This window comes from Pararobbsia alpina, from assembly GCF_902859895.1.
In the GTDB taxonomy this organism is placed as follows: domain Bacteria; phylum Pseudomonadota; class Gammaproteobacteria; order Burkholderiales; family Burkholderiaceae; genus Pararobbsia; species Pararobbsia alpina.
This window is the reverse complement of the sequence record NZ_CADIKM010000001.1, coordinates 46,596-65,700: the sequence shown is the minus strand read 5'-3', so window position 1 is coordinate 65,700 and position 19,105 is coordinate 46,596. Positions and strand designations below refer to the sequence as shown.

The following is a 19,105-nucleotide window of genomic DNA, read 5'->3' as shown; positions in this document are numbered from 1 at the left end:
ACGAGCTTCGGCAGACTGTTTTTCGACCCGCAATTATAGCGGGCGACGCTGCAAGGCCGGATCATCCCTTTCTATCGTATTGATAGTCGGCGGCGGCGGCCCGCCCAGCGCTTGCCCGGCCGGTCGGCAAGACTGCCCACCCAGGGCGCGTGGCGGCAGCAGTGGGCGCCCGGCAAGCCGTTCGCCCTGGGTTCGTCCGCAGTTTGCCCTGCTTCTGCCCCGTATATGCGGGCATTTGCCCGTAGCTCAACCGGATTCGAATGTATGCTCGATTTTTAAGGTTTTTCGATACAGTTTTTTTCGGATACCGCGTCCAGATGGCTGATTTATCGGCATCCCAGCGGTTTACAATAGGCCGCATCGAAAGACGGGCGCTCCGCGCCGCAAATGCATCGCAATGGCGAAAACGACATATTCCCCTGGCGCGCAGGCGCTGCCGCACCGGATGTCGCGGCTTTTCTCGGAAATTCGCTGGCTTGTGCAGGCCGCCTTGCTGCTATTCCTGGTGATGGCGCTCGTCAGTTACAGCCCGCGCGACCCGAGTTGGACCCACGCGATCCAGTTCGACCATATCTCGAACTGGGCCGGCCGCGTCGGCGCGTGGACGGCCGACATGCTGTTCCTGCTGTTCGGTCTGTCCGCCTACTGGTGGGTGGTGCTGCTCGCGCGCGGCGTGGCGGGCGGTTACAAGCGCATTGCGCAGCCACGCGACGGTCATGACGACCGTGACGACGAGGACGATGCCCGGGACACGCCGCACTTCGGCGAGGGCTGGGTCGTGCAGATCGGCGCTTTCATGCTCGTCCTGCTGTCGTCGATGGGCATCGAGTCGCTGCGCATGTGGTCGCTCAAGCTCGCGATGCCGCGCTCGGCCGGGGGCGTGTTCGGAGATGCGGTCGCGAGTGTGGTGTCGCGTTCGCTCGGTTTTACCGGCGGCACGCTCGCGATGCTGTTCGCGCTTGCAATCGGCCTGTCGGTCTATTTCAAGTTTTCATGGCTCGGCGTCGCCGAGCGGGTCGGCGAGGCGATCGTCAATGCGGTCACGTTCGCACGGCTCCGGCAGGAAGCAAAACGCGACCGCAAGGCCGGCGAGGTCGCGGCGGTCAAGCGCGAGAACAAGGTCGAGCGCGGCCGGGTGAGGATCGAGGAGCACGAACCCGTGCAGATCGTCCCGCAGGTCACGACGGTGCCGACCTCCGAACGGGTCGAAAAGGAAAAACAACAGCCGCTGTTCGCCGAGATGCCCGACAGCGCGCTGCCGCCGCTCGCCTTGCTCGATGCGCCGGCCGCCGTTCAGGAAACCGTATCGTCCGACACGCTCGAATTCACTTCGCGGCTGATCGAGAAAAAACTCAAGGACTTCGGCGTCGAAGTCAGCGTGGTCGCCGCCTACCCGGGCCCCGTCGTGACCCGCTACGAGATCGAGCCCGCGACCGGCGTGAAGGGCAGTCAGATCGTGACGCTCGCCAAGGACCTCGCGCGCTCGCTGTCGCTCGTCTCGATCCGTGTGGTCGAAACGATTCCGGGCAAGAACTTCATGGCGCTCGAATTGCCGAATCAGCGCCGCCAGACGGTGCGCCTGTCGGAAATCCTCGGTTCGGAAGTCTATGCGGACGCGTCTTCGCCGCTGACGATGGGACTCGGCAAGGACATCGGCGGCAAGCCCGTCGTCGCCGATCTTGCCAAGATGCCGCATCTGCTGGTGGCCGGTACGACCGGCTCGGGCAAGTCGGTCGGGATCAATGCGATGATCCTGTCGCTGCTCTACAAGGCGACACCCGATCAGGTGCGCATGATGCTGATCGACCCGAAGATGCTCGAAATGAGCGTCTACGAAGGCATTCCCCATCTGCTGTGCCCGGTCGTCACCGATATGCGGCAGGCCGGCAATGCGCTCAACTGGACCGTGGCCGAGATGGAGCGCCGCTACAAGCTCATGAGCAAGCTTGGCGTGCGTAACCTCGGCGGTTACAACAACAAGATCGACGAAGCCGCGCGGCGCGAAGAGAAGATCCCGAACCCCTTCTCGCTGACCCCCGATGCGCCCGAACCGCTCGATCGCCTGCCGACCATCGTGGTCGTGATCGATGAGCTCGCCGACCTCATGATGGTCGTCGGCAAGAAGGTCGAGGAGCTGATCGCGCGGATCGCGCAGAAGGCGCGGGCGGCCGGCATCCACCTGATCCTCGCGACGCAGCGACCCTCGGTCGACGTGATCACCGGACTCATCAAGGCCAATGTGCCGACCCGCATGGCCTTTCAGGTGTCGTCGAAGATCGATTCGCGAACCATCCTCGACCAGCAGGGCGCGGAGTCGCTGCTCGGCATGGGCGACATGCTCTATCTGCCGCCAGGCAGCGGTTTGCCGGTGCGTGTGCACGGGGCGTTCGTCTCCGACGAAGAAGTGCATCGCGTCGTCGACAAGCTCAAGGAGCAGGGCGACGCGAACTATATCGAGGGCATCCTCGAAGGCGGCATCGCCGGCGAGGACGATGCGGAGGCGGGCGCGGCGGGAACCGGCGGTGCGAGCGGCGAGTCCGATCCTTTGTATGACCAGGCCTGCGAGGTCGTGATCAAGCATCGGCGCGCGTCGATCTCGCTGGTCCAGCGTCACCTGCGCATCGGCTATAACCGCGCGGCGCGTCTGCTCGAGCAGATGGAGCAGTCGGGTATGGTCTCTGCGATGTCGTCGAACGGCAATCGCGAGATTCTCGTGCCGGCTCGTGGCGATGCCGAATAAATACGCTCCTTCGACTCCAAGCGAGACTATGAAATCAGTTTTCCGTGGTGCTGTTCTGCTGGCGTCCTTGCTGGCCTCGTTGATGACAGTGTCGCCTGCATTCGCCGGCGGCATCGACGACCTCAAGGCCTTTGTCGCGCAGGTTCATTCGGCGAAGGGCGACTTCGTCCAGCGACAGGTCAATGCGCCGAAAGCCCCTGCAAGCGGCGTGCAAGGGTTCAGGCCGAGCGGCACGCAAAGCGGCAACTTCGTGTTCGCGCGTCCGGGCAAGTTCATCTGGGCCTATACGAAACCCTATGACCAGTTGCTGCAGGCCGACGGCGAGAACTTCTACGTGTACGACAAGGACCTCAACCAGGTCACCCATCGCAAGCTCGGCAATGTGCTCGGCGCAAGCCCCGCGGCGATCCTGTTCGGCAGCAACGATATCGAGAAGAGCTTCGATCTGCGCGACGTCGGCGTGAAGGATGGCATCGACTGGCTCGAAATGACACCCAAGAGCAAGGATACGCAATTCCAGCAAGTCGGGATCGGCTTCAAGGATGGCATGCTGGCCGCGATGGAACTGCACGATGTGTTTGGCAATGTGACGCTGCTGACTTTCACCAATGTCGTCAAGAACCCGTCGCTGCCCGCCGGTACTTTCAAGTTCACCCCGCCGAAGGGCGCGGATGTGATCGATGGCTGAGCGGGCGCGCCAGGAAGACCGATGAACGACCTGTTCAAAGTCGAGCCGCGCCGGCCCCTTCCGGAAGCGTTGCGGCCCGCGACGCTCGATGAGGTGATCGGGCAGAGCCATCTGCTCGGCCCGGGCAAACCGCTGCGGCTTGCGTTCGAATCCGGCAAGCCGCATTCGATGCTGTTGTGGGGGCCGCCCGGGGTCGGCAAGACGACACTCGCGCGCCTGACGGCCGACGCGTTCAATAGTGAGTTCATCGCGCTGTCGGCGGTGTTTGCCGGCGTGAAGGACATTCGCGCGGCGATGGAGCAGGCCGAACAATATCTCGCGCAAAGCGGCAAGCACACGTTGTTGTTCGTCGACGAAATCCATCGGTTCAACAAGGCGCAGCAGGATGCCTTGTTGCCTTTCGTCGAGTCCGGGCTGGTCACGTTCATCGGTGCGACGACCGAGAACCCGTCGTTCGAAGTGAACTCGGCATTGTTGTCGCGTGCGCAGGTGTATGTGCTCAAGGCGCTCAGCGACGAGGAGATGCGCCAGCTGCTCGCGCGTGCGCAGGCGAGCGTGCTCGCGCATCTCGAGTTCGACGAAGCCGCGATCGCGACCCTGATCGGCTATGCCGATGGCGACGCGCGCCGCTTCCTGAACCTGCTCGAGCAGACCGATACCGCGGCCGGCGCATCGGGCAAGACGCGGGTCGACGGCCCGCTTGTCGAAAACGCGCTGACGCTCAGTGTGAGGCGCTTCGACAAGGGCGGTGACAATTTCTACGACCAGATCTCCGCGCTTCACAAGTCGGTGCGCGGCTCGCATCCCGATGCGGCGTTGTATTGGCTGTGCCGGATGCTCGACGGCGGGGCCGACCCGCGCTATCTGTCGCGACGCATCGTGCGTATGGCCTGGGAAGATATCGGCCTCGCTGATCCGCGCGCGATGCAGATAGCCAACGATGCGGCGGCGACGTATGAACGCCTCGGTTCGCCCGAGGGCGAGCTTGCACTTGGCCAGGCCGTGATCTATCTCGCGATCGCGGCGAAGAGCAATGCCGGCTATACGGCCTATAATCAGGCCGCCGCGTTTGTCCGGCAGGACAAGTCGCGCGAGGTCCCCGTGCACTTGCGCAATGCGCCGACCAAGCTGATGAAGGAACTCGGCTATGGTCACGAGTATCGCTACGCACACGACGAACCCCATGCGTACGCGGCCGGCGAGACCTATCTTCCCGACGGTATCGACGAGCCGGGCTGGTATCGGCCTGTCCCGCGCGGCACCGAAGCCAAGATCGCCGAAAAGCTCGCGTGGCTGCGCGGCCTTGACGACGAGGCACGCAGCAAGGACGAGTAGGGCCATGTGCGCCGGGCGCCGCGGCCGCCGCCTGGTGGGATGGGTCATCCTCCGCGGCCATCCCGTCTGGATCCCGTCTGATTTCCGTTCGAGTCCGACCTGAATTTCTGGTCGGGCCACCATGAAAACGCGGGGTCGCCCTCGCCACTAAGCTAAAATCGGCGAATTCAAAAAAAGCCTGCCGCGATCTCTACATGCTCGACCTACAACTTCTCCGCAAGGACCTCGACGGCGTCGTGCGCCGCCTCGCCGACCGTGGTTTCGCCTTCGATGCCGCCGCTTTCAGCGCGCTCGAGGCCGAACGCCGCGAGATCCAGATACGCACCGAGGACCTGCAGTCGCGTCGCAATACCTTGTCCAAGCAGATCGGTATTTTCAAGTCGAAGGGCGAAGATGCGTCGGCCGTGATGGCTGAAGTCGGCGGCATTGGCGACACGCTCAAGCAGTCGGCCGCGCGTCTCGACGAGATCCAGACCCAGTTGCGCGACTTCCTGCTCGGCATCCCGAACCTTCCGCACGAATCCGTGCCGGTCGGCGACGACGAGACCGGCAACGTCGAGGTACGCCGCTGGGGCAGCCCGCGCAGCTTCGACTTCGAGGTCAAGGACCACGTCGACGTCGGCGAGCCGCTCGGCCTCGACTTCACGACCGGCGCGAAGCTGTCGGGTGCGCGCTTCACGATGCTGCGCGGTGGTATCGCACGGCTGCACCGCGCACTCGCGCAGTTCATGATCGACACCCACGCCGGCGAGCATGGTTATACCGAGTGCTATACGCCGTATATCGTCAACCCCGAGATCCTGGTCGGCACCGGGCAATTGCCGAAGTTTGCCGACGACATGTTCCGGGTCGAGAAGGGCGGTGGCGAGAACCTCGTCACGCAGTATCTGATTTCGACCTCGGAGATCACGCTGACGAACACCGTGCGCGAAAGCATCCTCGATGCCGCGGCATTGCCGGTCCGCTTGACGGCGCATTCGCCATGCTTCCGTTCTGAAGCCGGTGCATATGGCCGTGACACGCGCGGGCTGATTCGCCAGCATCAGTTCGACAAGGTTGAAATGGTCCAGGTGACCACGCCTGATACTTCATACGAGGCGCTCGAGCAGATGGTCGGCCATGCCGAGGCCATTCTGCAAAAGCTCGAACTGCCATACCGCGTCATCACCTTGTGTACGGGCGACATGGGTTTCGGGGCGGCCAAGACCTATGACCTCGAAGTCTGGATTCCCGCGCAGGCCACGTTTCGCGAAATCTCCTCGTGTTCGAACATGGAGGCGTTCCAGGCCCGACGGATGCAGGCTCGGTTCCGCAATGCACAGGGCAAGCCCGAGAACGTCCACACGCTCAATGGTTCGGGCCTTGCGGTCGGCCGCACGCTCGTCGCCGTGCTCGAGAACTACCAGAACGCCGACGGCTCGGTGACCGTGCCGGCCGTGCTGCGGCCGTATATGGGCGGACGGGATGTGCTGACTGCATGAGGCGGGGGGCGGGCCGCGTGGACGCGCTGAAGGGCGTTCCAGGCGCCCGCATTGGCCGGTTGAAAAATCATTGATTGGTCGATGTTGGGGGCTTGGAAAGCTCAAATAGCTCTGCTATTATCTCGTTTCTGTTGCAGCAGACCTCCATGCAACGGGCTCAAGCAGTATCAATGCGGTCGGGCTGGATCGGCACCGTAGAGTGAAGCACCCAGGAAAGGTGGCAGAGTGGTCGAATGCGCCGGACTCGAAATCCGGTGTACCCTTTGGGGTACCGTGAGTTCGAATCTCACCCTTTCCGCCAGAACAATGAATACGGGCCTTTAGGCCCGTATTTCGTTTCTACCCGCCAAAGAACCCACCATTGCTCGAAATGCTGTCGACCACAGGACAGCGATTGCAACGCGCCATGGGGCAACTGTGACGGTTACGGGTACAGAAGCCATTATCTTATTGTTGCCGTCCGCCGAAAAGCGGACCCTCGCAATCGCTCAGACGCTCGGTTTTTGCTATCGCCCCATGCCACCTGGTGCCACGGCATTGAACGCCAATGAGAGGGTGCCAACCAGGACGAGGCTTGACGCCCAGATTGCATCCAGATTGAACCAACTCCGCGACACGAACTTCAGCCCCAGGTAGCGGTAAACCAACCAGGCCAGGAGTCCGCCGACCACAATCATGGCGGTGGCATGGACGCCGGAGACAAGCAGCGCCATGCCCAGATTGGCGTTGATCAGGGCCTGCGCGGCCTGATGCCCTTGATCCATGTCGCGAGACTGGCAGAGTCCGAGGTAGATCGGGATGAGCATCACACCTGCGCCGTGCGCGATGGCAACGGCGAAGGACCAGAGCGCGAGCCGCGACGGTGGGATTCGCGCGAGTACGCGCGGATGGCGTCTCCAGGTCAGAAGGAAGACACCGAAGCCGATGACGAGCACACTCGCGCCGATCTGGATCTCGCGCTGCCAGGCGAGCAGCATCGCAAGTAGGGCGAAAGGCACCATCACCACGAACATTGCCAACACGTGCCCGGCCGCGAGATAGAGGAGCGCGGAGAGCAGCGCCCGTGCACGTCTCTCCATCAGCCCGCTCGAAACGGCCAGCGGCCATCCCATGGCCGGGTTGACGCCGTGATAGAGACCGCTCGCCACGACAGCTAACCAAAGGCCGATCTGCGGCCAGACGTTCCCCATCAAGTCCCCACCGACGGGTAACAGAACGAATCGGTCGAACAGTCGCCACCTTCGAGCCGGATCTGGTGAGCCCGGTATCCCTCGGGAAAGGCTACCCAGTAGTCGTCGGCCAGCGCAAGGCCGCCAGCAGGCTCAGCCCGGGCCATGACCTGTGCCGCAGGTACACCGTCCGGGTAGAACTGATTGTCCCAGGTCGAGTAGAGCGAGTTGGTCCAGTAGACCCGCTTCCCGTCGCGGCTGATCTCGACCATCTGCGGGCCACCCGCAAAGGTCTTGCCGTTCGGGTGCGGCGTCCTCCGTACGATCCCGCCGAGGTGGACCGATCCTGTGAGCTTCGGCTGCCGAGGTTCCGTCACGTCGTACTGGCGCATTTCGCCCGTTCCCCAACAGGCGACGTACAGGAATTTGTCGTCGATGGAGAGATCGATATCGGTGACGAGCGGCGGCACTGCACCGAATCCTTGAAGCAACGGTGGAAGCCGTTCCGCGGCCGCGGGCTCGGGCGGGATGGTCGCGGTCTTCTCGATGTGGAACTTTCCATCCTCCCGCCACCAAGTCCAAATCGACCCTTCGAGGTTCGTCGTGTCGACCACCACGCCGATGAAGCCGTACTCCCGGCTGGGATCGTGCGCAGGCCGCACTTCGAGCGCCATCTGGTGGTTCGCACCGAGGTCGATGGTCTGCACGTTGCGCCTGGCTCGCAGATCCCAGAAGTGTATGTGGTGCCCGTACTTGTTCGATAGGAGATCCTCGGGGACGATCCCGTTCTCGAATTGCGGCGGCAGCGCCCACTCGCTCGACACCATGTAGTCGCGCGGCAGGTTCCACCAGAAATCGTAGTGTTTCTCCTGCGATCCGCGGTCGATCTCCCAGCGGCCGAGCACATCGAAAGTCTCGCAGTCCATGATGAAGATGCCTGGCGGGCCGTCCGTGCCATCTTTCCCTGCGCCACCAAGCGTGCTGACGTAGATGCCTTCAGGCCCGCAATGGACCGTGTGCGGACGCGAGTAGCCTGTCTTGCGGAAGATTTCCTCGGGTTCGATGATCTTGTGGATCCGCGCCTGGGTCGGATGGGGCTTGGTGTCCACGATGTAGATGCGTGAGGAGCGCATCCCCGGAATGATCAGATAGCGTCGTTCCAGGAAGGCGTGGCCGCTCAGCGGCGACAATGAGGACGAGCAGGCATTCCATCCGAAGTGGTGGAATTCGTCCCCCTTGTTCGGCATCGGCACCGTGTGAACCACTTGGCTGTAGGTGGGTGAGCCGGGCTTCACGTCGACGACGGCGAGCGCGTCGGGCTGCGAGAAATCGGGGCTGAGGAGCAGCGTGTAGGCGAAGTCTTCCGCCGGCGCATCCATCGCGAGTTTTGGCGATGCGTGGAACGTGGGATCCAGGCGCATACCCATGATGGGACTCTCCTTGCTTATCTAGAGTCTGAGATCGCGCCACCAATGCCGTCGTAGGGCGGCATATCGGATCTCCTGTCGGTGCGTACAGTGTTGCATGTATAACCGCGCTGATTCTTAGATTTGTAGACTACGGCAGCGGAGAGAGCAACTGAAAGTTCGCCCGATTTGGCGCGTTACTTCTGCAACTTACCCTCACGTTTGCTGGGGCTGCGAGCTGGGATTGCATCGACTGGAAGCGCACGCCCGACTACCCGTCTCGCGATGAAGCCCGTGCTCGGGATCGGGCCTGAGCACCGCTCGCGCTCCAGAAACCGACTACGAGCGCCAGGGTCACGATAATCAATAGCGTCATCAGCGCGTACAGCGTGGGTGACAGTCCGACCTGCTTGTAGGACGACCAAATATACGTCTGCACTGTGTTGTTGGCACCCTGCACCAGCGAGGTCCGCGCCGTCTCGTTGAATGACAGGATCATCGAGAACGTGGACGCGCCGACGATGCCCGGGCGGATCGAAGGGAACTCGACATCCCAGAACGCGCGCCAGGGATTGCTTCCCAGCATCCATGCGGCCTCCAGCTGCACGGTGTCGAAGGTGCTCATCACCGTCAGCACGATGAGGAAGGCAAAGGGTAGTGCCCAGAGCACGTTGACGATGCAGATGCTCAGCAGCGACGGTTCCAGTCCCATGCGTTGGAACAGGAAGGCGGTGGCCAGCCCCATGCTGACTCCCGGGATGAACAGGGGCAGCAGGGTCAGCAACAGCACCACACGTGGGATGTGCAGTTCGCGCACCCCCATGGCGGCCAATACCGCCAGCGTCGGTGTTACCAGACCGACGGCCAGTGCGACGCCCAGCGAGTTCCAGATCGCCTGCAGCAGCACCGGCTGGCCCCAGATCTCGCCATAGGCAGCCAAGGACGGATGGGTGAGCGCGTAGGCCACGCCTTTGTCGCCGAGCGAGAAGATCGGCGGCGGCACCATGGGCAGGTAGAGGAGGATCAGCGCGACTGTCGTCCATGCCCACATGACATACCGCATCGCGGCGCTTTCGTGGTGGCGGGAATGCTTCACTTCTTTAAGGCCTTGCCCAGGAAGGATCGAAGGTCGAACAGGCCGAACCACAGGCCCAGCAATAGCAGCATCGCAATGAGGACCACTGTGGACATCGCGGCAGCCAGCGGATAGTTCAGCACGTCCAGCGTACTGGTAATCTCGTTGCCGATGAGTTGGTAACCCGTACCGCCGAGGATGACCGGCACCGCGCTGTCACCGAACGAGCCGACGAAGCCGAAGATGATCGCGGCGAACACACCGGGCATCGACAGCGGCAGCGTGATTCGCAGAAAGGTGCGCGTGGGATCCGCTCCCAGCAGCCAGCTTGCCTGGATCAGGCGACGATCGATCCCGCTGAGCGACAGCCACAGCGGAAAGATCATGAATGGGACATACGAGGTCAGCAGCCCGATCAGGACCGCAAAGTCGCTGTACAGCAACCAGTCCAGTGGCGCAGCGGTGATGCCGCTCGCCATCAGCGCTGTATTCACAGGGCCCGTGCGGCTGAGCAGATACGACCAGGAAAAGGTGCGGATGACGTAGTTCACCAGGAAGGGAATGGTGAACAGCATCAGCACCACACGTGTAGCCCGCGACGACGTCTTCATAGCGAGGAACCACGCGATAGGATACGCAACCAGCACGCCGATCAGCGTCACCTCAGTCGCGACGATCAGGCTGCGCTCGAGGACTTCGAGGCGCAGCCCGCCCATAAAGGAAGCGTATGACACCAGTGAGAGGTCGGGCCTGATGCCGAAGCCGACCCGCTTCCAGAAGCTGATGACGACGGTGAGCGCGAGCGGCACCACGAGGAACGCCGTGACAAATGCCAGCGGGATTCCCAGCAAGGCATCCCGCAGCGTCAGGTGCCGAGTGCGCATTGCTCAGCGGCTCGGGGCGGCCTTGAAACGCGCCCACTCGCTCTCATACGCTTCGACGGCGGTGGGCCAGCGATTCTGCCACACGCCGCCGTGCTCGAACTTGGTCTTCACGCCCTCGTCAATGCGAGCGATCTTGCGCGCCTCCTCCGGCTTGAATTCGGCGGGCGTGGCGTTGGCGTAGGCAACCGCCTGCGAGTTCGTCATGTAATTGCGGGTGAGTGTGATCTTGGCGCCGTACCAAGGGCCCAGCAGAAAGTCGAGCAGGGCGTAGATGGCCTTGGTCTGCTCCGGCGAGCGGCGCGGGTTGTGCACGATGTAAGCCGCCATCGCCCACAGGAGGTAGCCCTCCTTGGGCTGTGCATAGACGGCCTTCACCCCCTTGGCTTCTGCAGCCGAGACCATCGGTTCCCAGCAGTCGATCACGTGTACTTCCTTGCTGACGATCAGGTTCACGGCCTGCTCGAAGCTCGACCACAGCGTGCGGAACTGCCCGCTTCGCTTCTTCTCGATCAGGAAATCGACCACGGTCTTGAACTCCGACGCGGTCATGTCGCTGGGGTTCTCGATGCTGGCCAGCTTGTTTGCCTTCAGGTAGAGCGCCGTCTTTTGGCCCGCGGTGGTGTAGTTGTCCTCCAGCGCGACGAAGCCCTTGAACTTCGGGTCGAACAGGGCGCCGTAGGAATCGAGCACGCCGGTGGCTTCCGGCAGGTAGGCGAAGCTGTCACCCTGCAGCACCGTCGGCACGCCATAGACCTTGCCCTTGTAGCCGATGAAATTGAAGCCTGGCTTGCCCTGCGCCAAGAACTGCTGGATGTAGGTATCCTTGGCCCAGTTGGGGATGCGCGCGACGTCGATCGGATCGATGAGCCCATTTTCCACCAGCGGCTGCTGCATGCCGCCGACGATGTTGATGACGTCGTACGTAGACTTGCCGCCGCCGGCGAGCAGCACGTTGACGACCGCAGAGGGGGCGTTGCCGATAGCGACGAGGTTCACCCCCGCGCCGCTGGCTGCGGTGAATTTTGACCAGTCACCCGGGTCCCCGACGCCGATGTCGGCGAAATTGATCTTCAGCGACTGCGCACGCGCCAATGTGGGCAGGCCGCCTGCAAGCAGCGCAGCGCCCACAGCGCCGGCACCCGAGATGAAAGTTCTGCGATCGAAAGGATGGGTCAATTTGACTCCTGGCATGGCGCAAGTGAATAAACGATAGGACCGGCTGGTTCAGTCTTCCAGAAACACCACGCGCGACGGATCCAGGCCGACGGGGACCACCTGCCCAAGCGTGTCGGCCTCGCGCTGCGTCGCGGTTGCGACGATGCGCTGGCCATCCGGCAGGCGCAGGCAGTGATCGACCGTGGTCCCCTTGTAGACCACCTCCTCCAGCGTGGCGGAGAGTTTGAGAGGGAGGCCGGAAGCTTGCGCGCCAACCCGCAGATCTTCTGAGCGAATTGCCAGGCCCCGTGTTTTCGCAGCGCCTGAGGTCGTGGGGCCTGGGAAGGGTAGCTGGACGCCACCGAACCGCACCGCGGCATTCGGCCCCGTGTTCTCGAGCGTCGCATCGACCACGTTGCAGCCCCGGAAGAAGTGGGCGACGAAGCGCGTGCGGGGGCGTGTAAAGATGCGCTCTGGCGCATCGCACTGCACGCACCGTCCGCCGTTCAGCACGGCGACCCGGTCACTCATCGTCAGCGCTTCTTCCTGGTCGTGGGTGACGTAGAAGAAGGTGGTGCCCGTGCGCCGCTGGATGTGCTTCAATTCGAGCTGCATCTCGCGGCGGATCTTCTCGTCCAGCGCTGACAATGGCTCGTCCAGCAACAGCATGTCAGGCGCGGGCGCCAGCGCGCGCGCCAATGCGACCCGTTGCTGCTCGCCACCGCTGAGCAGTGTCGCGTTCTTGTCGGCCTTGCCAGACATGCCGATCAGTTCAAGCATCTGTTTGACGCGCGTGCGTTGCGCGTCGGTCGGCATGCGATGCGCCTTCAGGCCGTAGGCCACGTTCTGCGCGACGGTCATGTGGGGAAAAAGAGCGTACTGCTGGAACATCATCCCGAGATCGCGCTTCCACGGCGGCACGCCGGCCAGGTCGCGTCCGCCGTACCGGATGCTGCCGGAGTCGGGTTGCTCCAGCCCCGCCACCATGCGCAGTATGGTCGACTTGCCCGAGCCCGACGGTCCCAGGAAGGTGAAGAACTCGCCCTGTTCGATCGTCAGCGAGAAGTTGTCGGCTGTGACCGCGGAGCCGAAACGCTTGTTGATGTTGATCAGTTCGAGCTGCGGCGTGCTCTTCATGCGCCCGCCTTGGCTGCAGCGCTCACGGTGAGGGTGGTGCGGACCGCCGCTACCATGGTCTGCAAATCCATGCTCGCGAGGTCGGCCCGCTGGTGCAGTTCGAGGCTTTGCGCACTGCAGAGGTCTTCTATCAGGGCCGCGACCTGGGACGGGAGGTAGGGCAGGTGCATGAAGCCGGCAAGCATCTTCGGCCGATGAGATTGCGCGTGCCGGAGGACCCGATACATGGTCGCGTTGCACAGGTAGGTGCCCGCCGTTCCCGAAAGGCGCGCTGGAATGCCCTGCTGCCACAACGCGGTCAGGGCACCATGCAGCGGCAGCGTGGCGCATAGGCCGTCCGGGCCGCCGGACTCGAGCGGCGCATTCTGAACCAGGGAGCCGGCCTGGTCGGGGATCTCGAAGTCGGCGCAGTTAAGGGCGATCCGCTCCAGGCGGATCATCGGCTCGCCCGGCCACAGTCCAAGGCAGAGCGTTATGTCGGGCGCCAGTTCCTCGATGTGCGCTACGACGCGCTGCGGCGCCTCCGCCAAAGTCACCGGCAAGCATCTCCCCGTCACCTGCAGCGTCCCAAAGCTTGCGCCGTCGAGCATGCGCGCAATCTCGGCCGCAGGATTGACGGCGCGAGAGCCATACGCCTCGAAGCCGGTTACAAGAGCCTTCACGGACACTCCCCCGCTGAGTACGATGCCGCCGGCCCCGCATGCGCGCGTCCGGATTGAGCTTAGCCTGCATCCAACTTTCCGCTAATGCTAGTTTGTCATATATCAGTTGGCAACTGCGGCAATTACTCAATCGATCGTCGTCACTACACTCCTCATCGGACTCACGGGACGCGTCGTGTTCGCATAAGGACAGATGACATGCGCCATGTCGATCAGCGCTTGCATCTCTGCGCGGCTCTCCTTGACTGCGTTGGTGAGCTCGTGAGCTCATTTCCGATAAGTATCTGGCGGTTCGACGATGTCTCGGAGAGACGCGTTCCCAGAGCAGGGCCGAAGCGTTGCAGTCTGTGTTACAGACTGGCGACGGCGCGGCGGCGAGCGCAACACCACAATCTCGTTCACGGCGGTTGCCAGCCAGCCGGTGTCAAGGACACGTTACAATCATGGGCCGCTTCCGGCACCGGAATGGCGGCGCTACGTACCCGCGCTCAAGGAGCATCCAGTGCCTCAGGCAAAGCTTCCCCGCCTTACCCTTTCTCGGTTTGGTCCGATACGCTCGGCGGATGTCAGCTTTGGCGACCTGTCGGTGATCGTGGGTCCCCAGGCCACAGGGAAGAGCATATTTCTCCAGACGCTCAAGCTGCTGATCGATCGGGATCAGATCCACGACATGTTCACTCATCACAATATGTCGTTCGGGAGCCGTCCCGAGGCGTTTCTCGACGCCTATTTCGGCCGTGGAATCGCGAGTGGATGGGGTGCCAAGTCGTCGATGGTCTACAACGACAAGAAGATCGATCTGGTCGAGTTGACCAAGCCGAGCAAACGCAAAACACGGCATGAAAGGCTTTTCTACATTCCCGCCCAGCGGGTGATGAGTCTTCCCAGTGGAGTCTCGCAGAACTTCGGTACTTTCAACTACGGCGATCCGTATTCGTTGCGAGCCTTCAGCGATGCCGTGCACGACTTGATCCAGAACGAGTTTGGTGCAAAAGGTGAACTGTTTCCTGCACCGAATCGATTGAACAGTACCCTTCGTTCTCCGATCGCGGAGCATCTGTTTGGCGGTACGAGCCTCATCATTGACGAGAGCGAATTCACAAAGCGCCTGGCCTTGCGAGTCCCCGGTCAGAAGAAGTCGCTTGGCTTCCTGTCCTGGTCCGCGGGACAGAGGGAATTCACTCCGCTGCTGATGGGCCTCTACTGGTTGTGCACGGTCACGCCCAAACGCAGGTCGGGACGCAACGCGAAAGAGACCATCGATTGGGTTGTCATCGAGGAGCCCGAGATGGGATTGCACCCCCAGGGCATTCAAGCGGTGTTGTTGCTTGTCCTTGAATTGCTTCGGCGCGGCTACCGTGTAGTGGTGTCGACCCATTCACCGGTCGTACTGGAAATGGTGTGGGCGCTGCAGGAGCTGAAAAAACTGAAGGCCGATGAATCCAAGGTGCGCAAGCTGTTCGACCTGCCCGCGGTTCCAAATGCGAAAGAACTGTCGAGTACAGCTCTAAAGAAGGACTACCGCGTGTACTTCTTTGACCGCGACAACGCAGTCCGCGATATCTCTCATCTTGATCCCTCTGCCGCAGAGATCGAAGAGTCGGAGTGGGGCGGTCTCGTTGGCTTCGCTTCCAAAACAAACTCTGCCGTCGCGCATGCCGTGAACGATGCCGAGGTCAAGACAAGACGTCGTCGTACCCGTTCGAATTGAGCCTAATTGAGCCTGTGTGATCTCGGGCGTAAATATCCATGCACGAAGCCGGAGAGGATGGCGATGGTTAGAAACGCAGTGAAGAAAACGAGGGCTGGCAACAAGGAGGAGCGGTCCAGATTCGGAAGAGCCGCTACGTCTGCCGGAGTTGTTCCCCGCGCCGGCAAGGGGGCTTTAAAGGCGGAGTATCGCGCGGCAGTCAACGTGCAGGAAGCGTGGGTGAACACGGAAAGCGTCGATATGGACGCACACTTTGTGTCGAGCGAGCCCAATTCGTCTCGTTGGGACTATGGCGTCGGCGTGAAGCGTGGTGGCGTAGAGCTTGCGTTTTGGATAGAGCCGCACCCGGCATCCAGCTACTTAAAGCTGCCTTTTTAGGCCACGGAGTACGATCCGAAGCACCAGACAGGGGCGTCGACAGGTCGACCGCGTTTGCGAGTTCGCCCGCGCGTAGCGGCTTTTCGCAGAAGCCCGACCACCCCGCGCCTGCTCGGATCTGCGAGGGTCACCGGTATCTCAGCGAGCTGTGCCGCTGCGCTCAGAGCCAGCCTTCGATCTTGAGCCCGCTCGCCGTCTCGGCCTCTTCACGCGTGACATGGCGCACGGTCTGCCCGAAAGTCCAGACATGCCCCTCCGGGTCTCGCGCCCGGTACGTGCGGTGGCCGTAGAACTGGTCCGAGGGCTCCTGGAGAATCGTCGCGCCCGCGCTCCGAGCGCGTTCGCAATGCGCGTCGATGTCCTCGTTCAGATGCACATGGATCGTCTGCGTGTTCTTGCCGTTCGTCGACGAAGGACTGGCGGTGAATTCGGCCCATTCCGAGCCGACCATCAGATAGCTGTCGCCGAATCTCATCTCGGAGTGTGCGAGCCTGCCCTCGGCGTCGCTGATCACCATGGTGCGCTCGAAGCCGAACGCGCGCTCGAGCCAGTCGAGCGCGGCCCACGGGTCCTTGTAGCAGACTGCGGAGCCAAGCGAAGGACGTTGCGATGGCTTGTTCATCGGATCATCTCCTCAACGCGGTGCGAGAAACCATTCTCAAATCGGCCAAGTAAGCTGTCAACGTGGTTGTTCGAGGCGTTCGAAGGGTTCAGTTGCAGTTCGACATGGTTGTTCGAGGCGTTCGAAGAGCTCAATCGGAGTCTTACTTCCGAGCCTGACTGCGCCGCATTTCCGGCGATAGCGGGCTCCACTCGAGTAGGGCCACAAAGCCGTCCGCGACGGCGATCAGCAGCCTTTCTCCGCTGCGATGCACCAGGGTACCGGGTGCGATGCGATGGGGCTGGATCCAGCCTTCGGCACGCCGCACGAAGACCATGCCGCCCCCGACCCGGGCCATGCACTCGGTCAGACCGAACGCACGGACGGTGCGCAGCAACGGTTCGACGGGCAAGGTCAAATCGAGCGTACGCTCGGCCTCGGTCATATAGGGCCAGTAAGTCCCCCCTTGCTGCGGCGCAGCATCCGACCACAGGGAGGGAAGATCGGCGGCGACTCGCGCCGCGAGTTGTGCGGTCGCGAGCTGGATCTTGAGGTCGAGCGTTTCGTGCGACTCAGCGGCATGCATTGGAAAATGGTGCTGGGCGAGCACGTCGCCCGTATCGAAGGCGGCATCGAGCTTGTGGCAGCTCACGGCCCACTCGCGCCGCTGTTCGAGAATGGCGCGCATCTGCGGATAGGGGCCGCGAGCCTCGGGCAGCGGCGATGGGTGAAAATTGATTGCGTAGGAGAGATCGTTGCGCCATTCGCCGATCCGCCAGGGATGGCCGGCAACCACCAGTGCCTCGCAGCCAAGCTCGCCGAGCTCCACGAAATCGGCTGCCCGGATCGGGGAGAGCTGGACGGGCACGCTCAGGGCTTCGGCGCGGGCAAGCAACTCGGCATTGCTGTCGTAGGGGGAGAGTAAAGTGGTTGAGAAAACCTTGACGGGAGACCAGCCGGCCTGGAGAAACGCCTCGAGTACGATCTGATACCGATCGATGGTCGCAATCGCAAAACGCATGGAAAGAACGGGCCGTGACCGCGGCCGCAGGTTGAATGCAATTCCCTACTGTGCCCGGCGAGCCCGGAAATCCGAAGGGGACACATATTGCGACGTGTTACCGTCGGCCGCAGCCGGAGGCCTGCAGCGACAGGAAAAGCGAAGAAAGGCGGTCTTGCGCCGGGGCGTGCCGGAAAACGTTGCCACCGGTCCGCCCCAACGCAATGACCTTCATTTTTGAGTAACCGTATTGCGGCTGCGCTTTGACCGGATGGCGCCGCGCGGCTAGCATGCGAGATTGGCTGGCACAAATGGACCGCCGGCCCCGCAACCGAGGAATGATAGATGGACGACGCCAAGGCGATTGCGCCGCACGCACCGGTCGAACAGGCGCAGGCACAAGCCAACCCCAATGCGAACGCAGTGAGCGCCGCAGAGGATGACGGCACGCCGCTTTCCGTGCGCATCCGCGAACGTGTGCTCGCGTCGGGCGGGCAGTACTTCGCCAACGACAATATCGCCGAGCACATCCGCGAAGGCGAACTCGAGCTGCTGCAGAAGGAGGTCGAAAGCAAGATGCACGGCGTGCTCGAAAGCCTGGTGATCGATATCGAGAACGATCACAACACGCAGGACACGGCCAGGCGCGTCGCGAAGATGTTCATCCGCGAAGTGTTCAAAGGCCGCTATCACGCCCCGCCCCCCGTGACCGAGTTTCCGAACGCGGCGAAGCTCAGCGAGCTGATGATCATCGGGCCGGTCACGATGCGCAGTGCCTGCGCGCACCACCTGTGTCCAATCATGGGCAGGGTCTGGGTCGGCGTGATGCCCAATGAGCATTCGAACCTGATCGGCCTGTCGAAATATGCACGGTTGATCGATTGGGTCATGAGCCGTCCGCAGATTCAGGAAGAGGCCGTCGCGCAACTCGCCGACCTGCTCCAGGACAAGCTTCAGCCCGATGGCCTCGCGGTCGTGCTTGAAGCCGAGCATTTCTGCATGCACTGGCGCGGCGTGAAGGACAGCCAGTCGAAAATGGTGAACAGTGTGATGCGCGGATCCTTTCTGCGGGATTCGGTTCTGCGTCGCGAATTCCTGTCGCTGTTGGCGAACACGGCCAAGTGACAATGAGCTCACCGGAGCCGATGCAACAACTCGGGTCTGCTGCTGAACGCACGATGTACTAGGACGACGCTTGCCGGGTGGCCCGAGGCGCTCGTGCCTGCCCGTATCGTCGACGCTTCGCCGGGGAGATCGAGGGCCTCGGCGCGCTGGGGTTCAAGCTGCCGTAGTCAGCGAAGGCATACGTCCTGCCCGGATACCACGATATCGACCGCGGTCAGCGCCGCGCCCTGGCAAGGGCCGTCGATGCAATGCCCGTCCTCGAAACGAAACATCGCGCTATGGTGGGCGCACATCAGCAGCGCCCCGTCGTAGGTGCAGAACACGCCAGGCTCATAGTCGAGCGGAATCGAGAAGTGCGGGCAGAGATTCAGATAGGCCCAGACCTGCGCACCGCGCCGCAGCAGCACATATCGCGTCGCGTCGACCTGCACCTCGAGGCCTCCACCATCGGGAATGTCGTCCAGGCCGCACAGCCGCCGGGTTGCAGGTTCCACGCACATCAGCAGTCGTTCTCTCGTTTGCCGGTTCGAATCTCGAACCTTGGATCTTGAATCTCGA

General features: G+C 62.4%; 16 protein-coding genes and 1 tRNA gene. 7 read left to right on the top strand and 10 right to left on the bottom strand.

Translation table 11 applies throughout. From position 1 onward, the window contains the following. The first annotated feature begins 397 nt into the window (after positions 1–397). The 5 genes from HV670_RS00320 (at position 398) to HV670_RS00300 (ending at position 6,545) form a co-directional block, all read left to right on the top strand. The gene (locus HV670_RS00320; protein WP_175102647.1) at positions 398–2,740 is read left to right on the top strand and encodes a DNA translocase FtsK; all 2,343 of its coding nucleotides are present in this window, start codon (positions 398–400) and stop codon (positions 2,738–2,740) included. A 28-nt stretch (positions 2,741–2,768) separates the two neighbouring features. Beyond that, on the top strand, positions 2,769–3,428 hold the full coding sequence (gene lolA, locus HV670_RS00315) for an outer membrane lipoprotein chaperone LolA (protein ID WP_281362344.1): 660 nt from the start codon (positions 2,769–2,771) through the stop codon (positions 3,426–3,428). A gap of 21 nt (positions 3,429–3,449) precedes the next feature. After that, a complete protein-coding gene (locus HV670_RS00310) occupies positions 3,450–4,763 on the top strand; it encodes a replication-associated recombination protein A (RefSeq protein WP_175102644.1) in 1,314 nt (437 codons plus the stop codon). A 194-nt stretch (positions 4,764–4,957) separates the two neighbouring features. Further along, a complete protein-coding gene (serS, locus tag HV670_RS00305) occupies positions 4,958–6,244 on the top strand; it encodes a serine--tRNA ligase (protein WP_175102643.1) in 1,287 nt (428 codons plus the stop codon). Between the two features lie 211 nt (positions 6,245–6,455). Then, positions 6,456–6,545: transfer RNA gene (locus HV670_RS00300), tRNA-Ser, on the top strand. Positions 6,546–6,750: 205 nt separating this feature from the next. Here the strand turns inward: HV670_RS00300 and HV670_RS00295 are convergent. From HV670_RS00295 to HV670_RS00265, 7 genes are all read right to left on the bottom strand, one after another. Next, a complete protein-coding gene (locus tag HV670_RS00295) occupies positions 6,751–7,434 on the bottom strand; it encodes a hypothetical protein (protein WP_425511369.1) in 684 nt (227 codons plus the stop codon). Further along, the gene (locus HV670_RS00290; protein WP_175102641.1) at positions 7,434–8,840 is read right to left on the bottom strand and encodes a selenium-binding protein SBP56-related protein; all 1,407 of its coding nucleotides are present in this window, start codon (positions 8,838–8,840) and stop codon (positions 7,434–7,436) included. The genes HV670_RS00295 and HV670_RS00290 overlap by 1 nt, the downstream gene beginning before the upstream one ends. Before the next feature lie 250 nt (positions 8,841–9,090). Beyond that, positions 9,091–9,915 (bottom strand): ABC transporter permease, encoded by an 825-nt coding sequence (locus HV670_RS00285; protein WP_217478346.1) that lies wholly within the window; start codon positions 9,913–9,915, stop codon positions 9,091–9,093. After that, positions 9,912–10,706 carry an ABC transporter permease gene (locus HV670_RS00280; protein WP_175102639.1) on the bottom strand — a complete coding sequence of 265 codons (795 nt, stop codon included), beginning with the start codon at positions 10,704–10,706 and terminating at the stop codon, positions 9,912–9,914. Before HV670_RS00280 ends, HV670_RS00285 begins: the two co-directional genes overlap by 4 nt. Positions 10,707–10,781: 75 nt before the next feature. Then, positions 10,782–11,954 carry an ABC transporter substrate-binding protein gene (locus tag HV670_RS00275; RefSeq protein ID WP_175102638.1) on the bottom strand — a complete coding sequence of 391 codons (1,173 nt, stop codon included), beginning with the start codon at positions 11,952–11,954 and terminating at the stop codon, positions 10,782–10,784. Between the two features lie 48 nt (positions 11,955–12,002). Next, on the bottom strand, positions 12,003–13,070 hold the full coding sequence (locus HV670_RS00270) for an ABC transporter ATP-binding protein (RefSeq protein WP_175102637.1): 1,068 nt from the start codon (positions 13,068–13,070) through the stop codon (positions 12,003–12,005). Then, on the bottom strand, positions 13,067–13,732 hold the full coding sequence (locus HV670_RS00265; protein WP_175102636.1) for a pyroglutamyl-peptidase I: 666 nt from the start codon (positions 13,730–13,732) through the stop codon (positions 13,067–13,069). Before HV670_RS00265 ends, HV670_RS00270 begins: the two co-directional genes overlap by 4 nt. A 502-nt stretch (positions 13,733–14,234) precedes the next feature. Here HV670_RS00265 and HV670_RS00260 point away from each other — a divergent pair. Continuing rightward, positions 14,235–15,443 (top strand): AAA family ATPase, encoded by a 1,209-nt coding sequence (locus tag HV670_RS00260; protein ID WP_217478345.1) that lies wholly within the window; start codon positions 14,235–14,237, stop codon positions 15,441–15,443. Between the two features lie 538 nt (positions 15,444–15,981). Here the strand turns inward: HV670_RS00260 and HV670_RS00255 are convergent. Together HV670_RS00255 and HV670_RS00250 are read right to left on the bottom strand one after the other, a co-directional pair. Further along, complete coding sequence (locus tag HV670_RS00255) at positions 15,982–16,443, bottom strand: VOC family protein (protein ID WP_175102634.1); 462 nt, start codon at positions 16,441–16,443, stop codon at positions 15,982–15,984. A 142-nt stretch (positions 16,444–16,585) separates the two neighbouring features. Next, positions 16,586–17,443 (bottom strand): formyltransferase family protein, encoded by an 858-nt coding sequence (locus HV670_RS00250; protein ID WP_175102633.1) that lies wholly within the window; start codon positions 17,441–17,443, stop codon positions 16,586–16,588. 324 nt (positions 17,444–17,767) lie between these two features. Between HV670_RS00250 and folE the strand changes: the two genes are divergently transcribed. After that, positions 17,768–18,547 carry a GTP cyclohydrolase I gene (gene folE, locus HV670_RS00245; RefSeq protein ID WP_175102632.1) on the top strand — a complete coding sequence of 260 codons (780 nt, stop codon included), beginning with the start codon at positions 17,768–17,770 and terminating at the stop codon, positions 18,545–18,547. 167 nt (positions 18,548–18,714) lie between these two features. Here folE and HV670_RS00240 read toward each other — a convergent pair whose 3' ends face one another. Continuing rightward, entirely contained in the window at positions 18,715–19,047 is a 333-nt protein-coding gene (locus HV670_RS00240) for a Rieske (2Fe-2S) protein (RefSeq protein ID WP_175102631.1), read from the bottom strand. Positions 19,048–19,105: the final 58 nt, after the last annotated feature.

Excerpts from the sequence above, each read along its gene's own strand:
- HV670_RS00290 (WP_175102641.1), bottom strand. The coding sequence starts at position 8,840 with ATGGGTATGCGCCTGGATCCCACGTTCCACGCATCGCCAAAACTCGCG.
- HV670_RS00295 (WP_425511369.1), bottom strand. The coding sequence starts at position 7,434 with ATGGGGAACGTCTGGCCGCAGATCGGCCTTTGGTTAGCTGTCGTGGCG.
- HV670_RS00310 (WP_175102644.1), top strand. The coding sequence starts at position 3,450 with ATGAACGACCTGTTCAAAGTCGAGCCGCGCCGGCCCCTTCCGGAAGCG.
- HV670_RS00270 (WP_175102637.1), bottom strand. The coding sequence starts at position 13,070 with ATGAAGAGCACGCCGCAGCTCGAACTGATCAACATCAACAAGCGTTTC.
- HV670_RS00255 (WP_175102634.1), bottom strand. The coding sequence starts at position 16,443 with ATGAACAAGCCATCGCAACGTCCTTCGCTTGGCTCCGCAGTCTGCTAC.
- serS (WP_175102643.1), top strand. The coding sequence starts at position 4,958 with ATGCTCGACCTACAACTTCTCCGCAAGGACCTCGACGGCGTCGTGCGC.
- HV670_RS00240 (WP_175102631.1), bottom strand. The coding sequence starts at position 19,047 with ATGTGCGTGGAACCTGCAACCCGGCGGCTGTGCGGCCTGGACGACATT.
- folE (WP_175102632.1), top strand. The coding sequence starts at position 17,768 with ATGGACGACGCCAAGGCGATTGCGCCGCACGCACCGGTCGAACAGGCG.
- lolA (WP_281362344.1), top strand. The coding sequence starts at position 2,769 with ATGAAATCAGTTTTCCGTGGTGCTGTTCTGCTGGCGTCCTTGCTGGCC.
- HV670_RS00250 (WP_175102633.1), bottom strand. The coding sequence starts at position 17,443 with ATGCGTTTTGCGATTGCGACCATCGATCGGTATCAGATCGTACTCGAG.
- HV670_RS00320 (WP_175102647.1), top strand. The coding sequence starts at position 398 with ATGGCGAAAACGACATATTCCCCTGGCGCGCAGGCGCTGCCGCACCGG.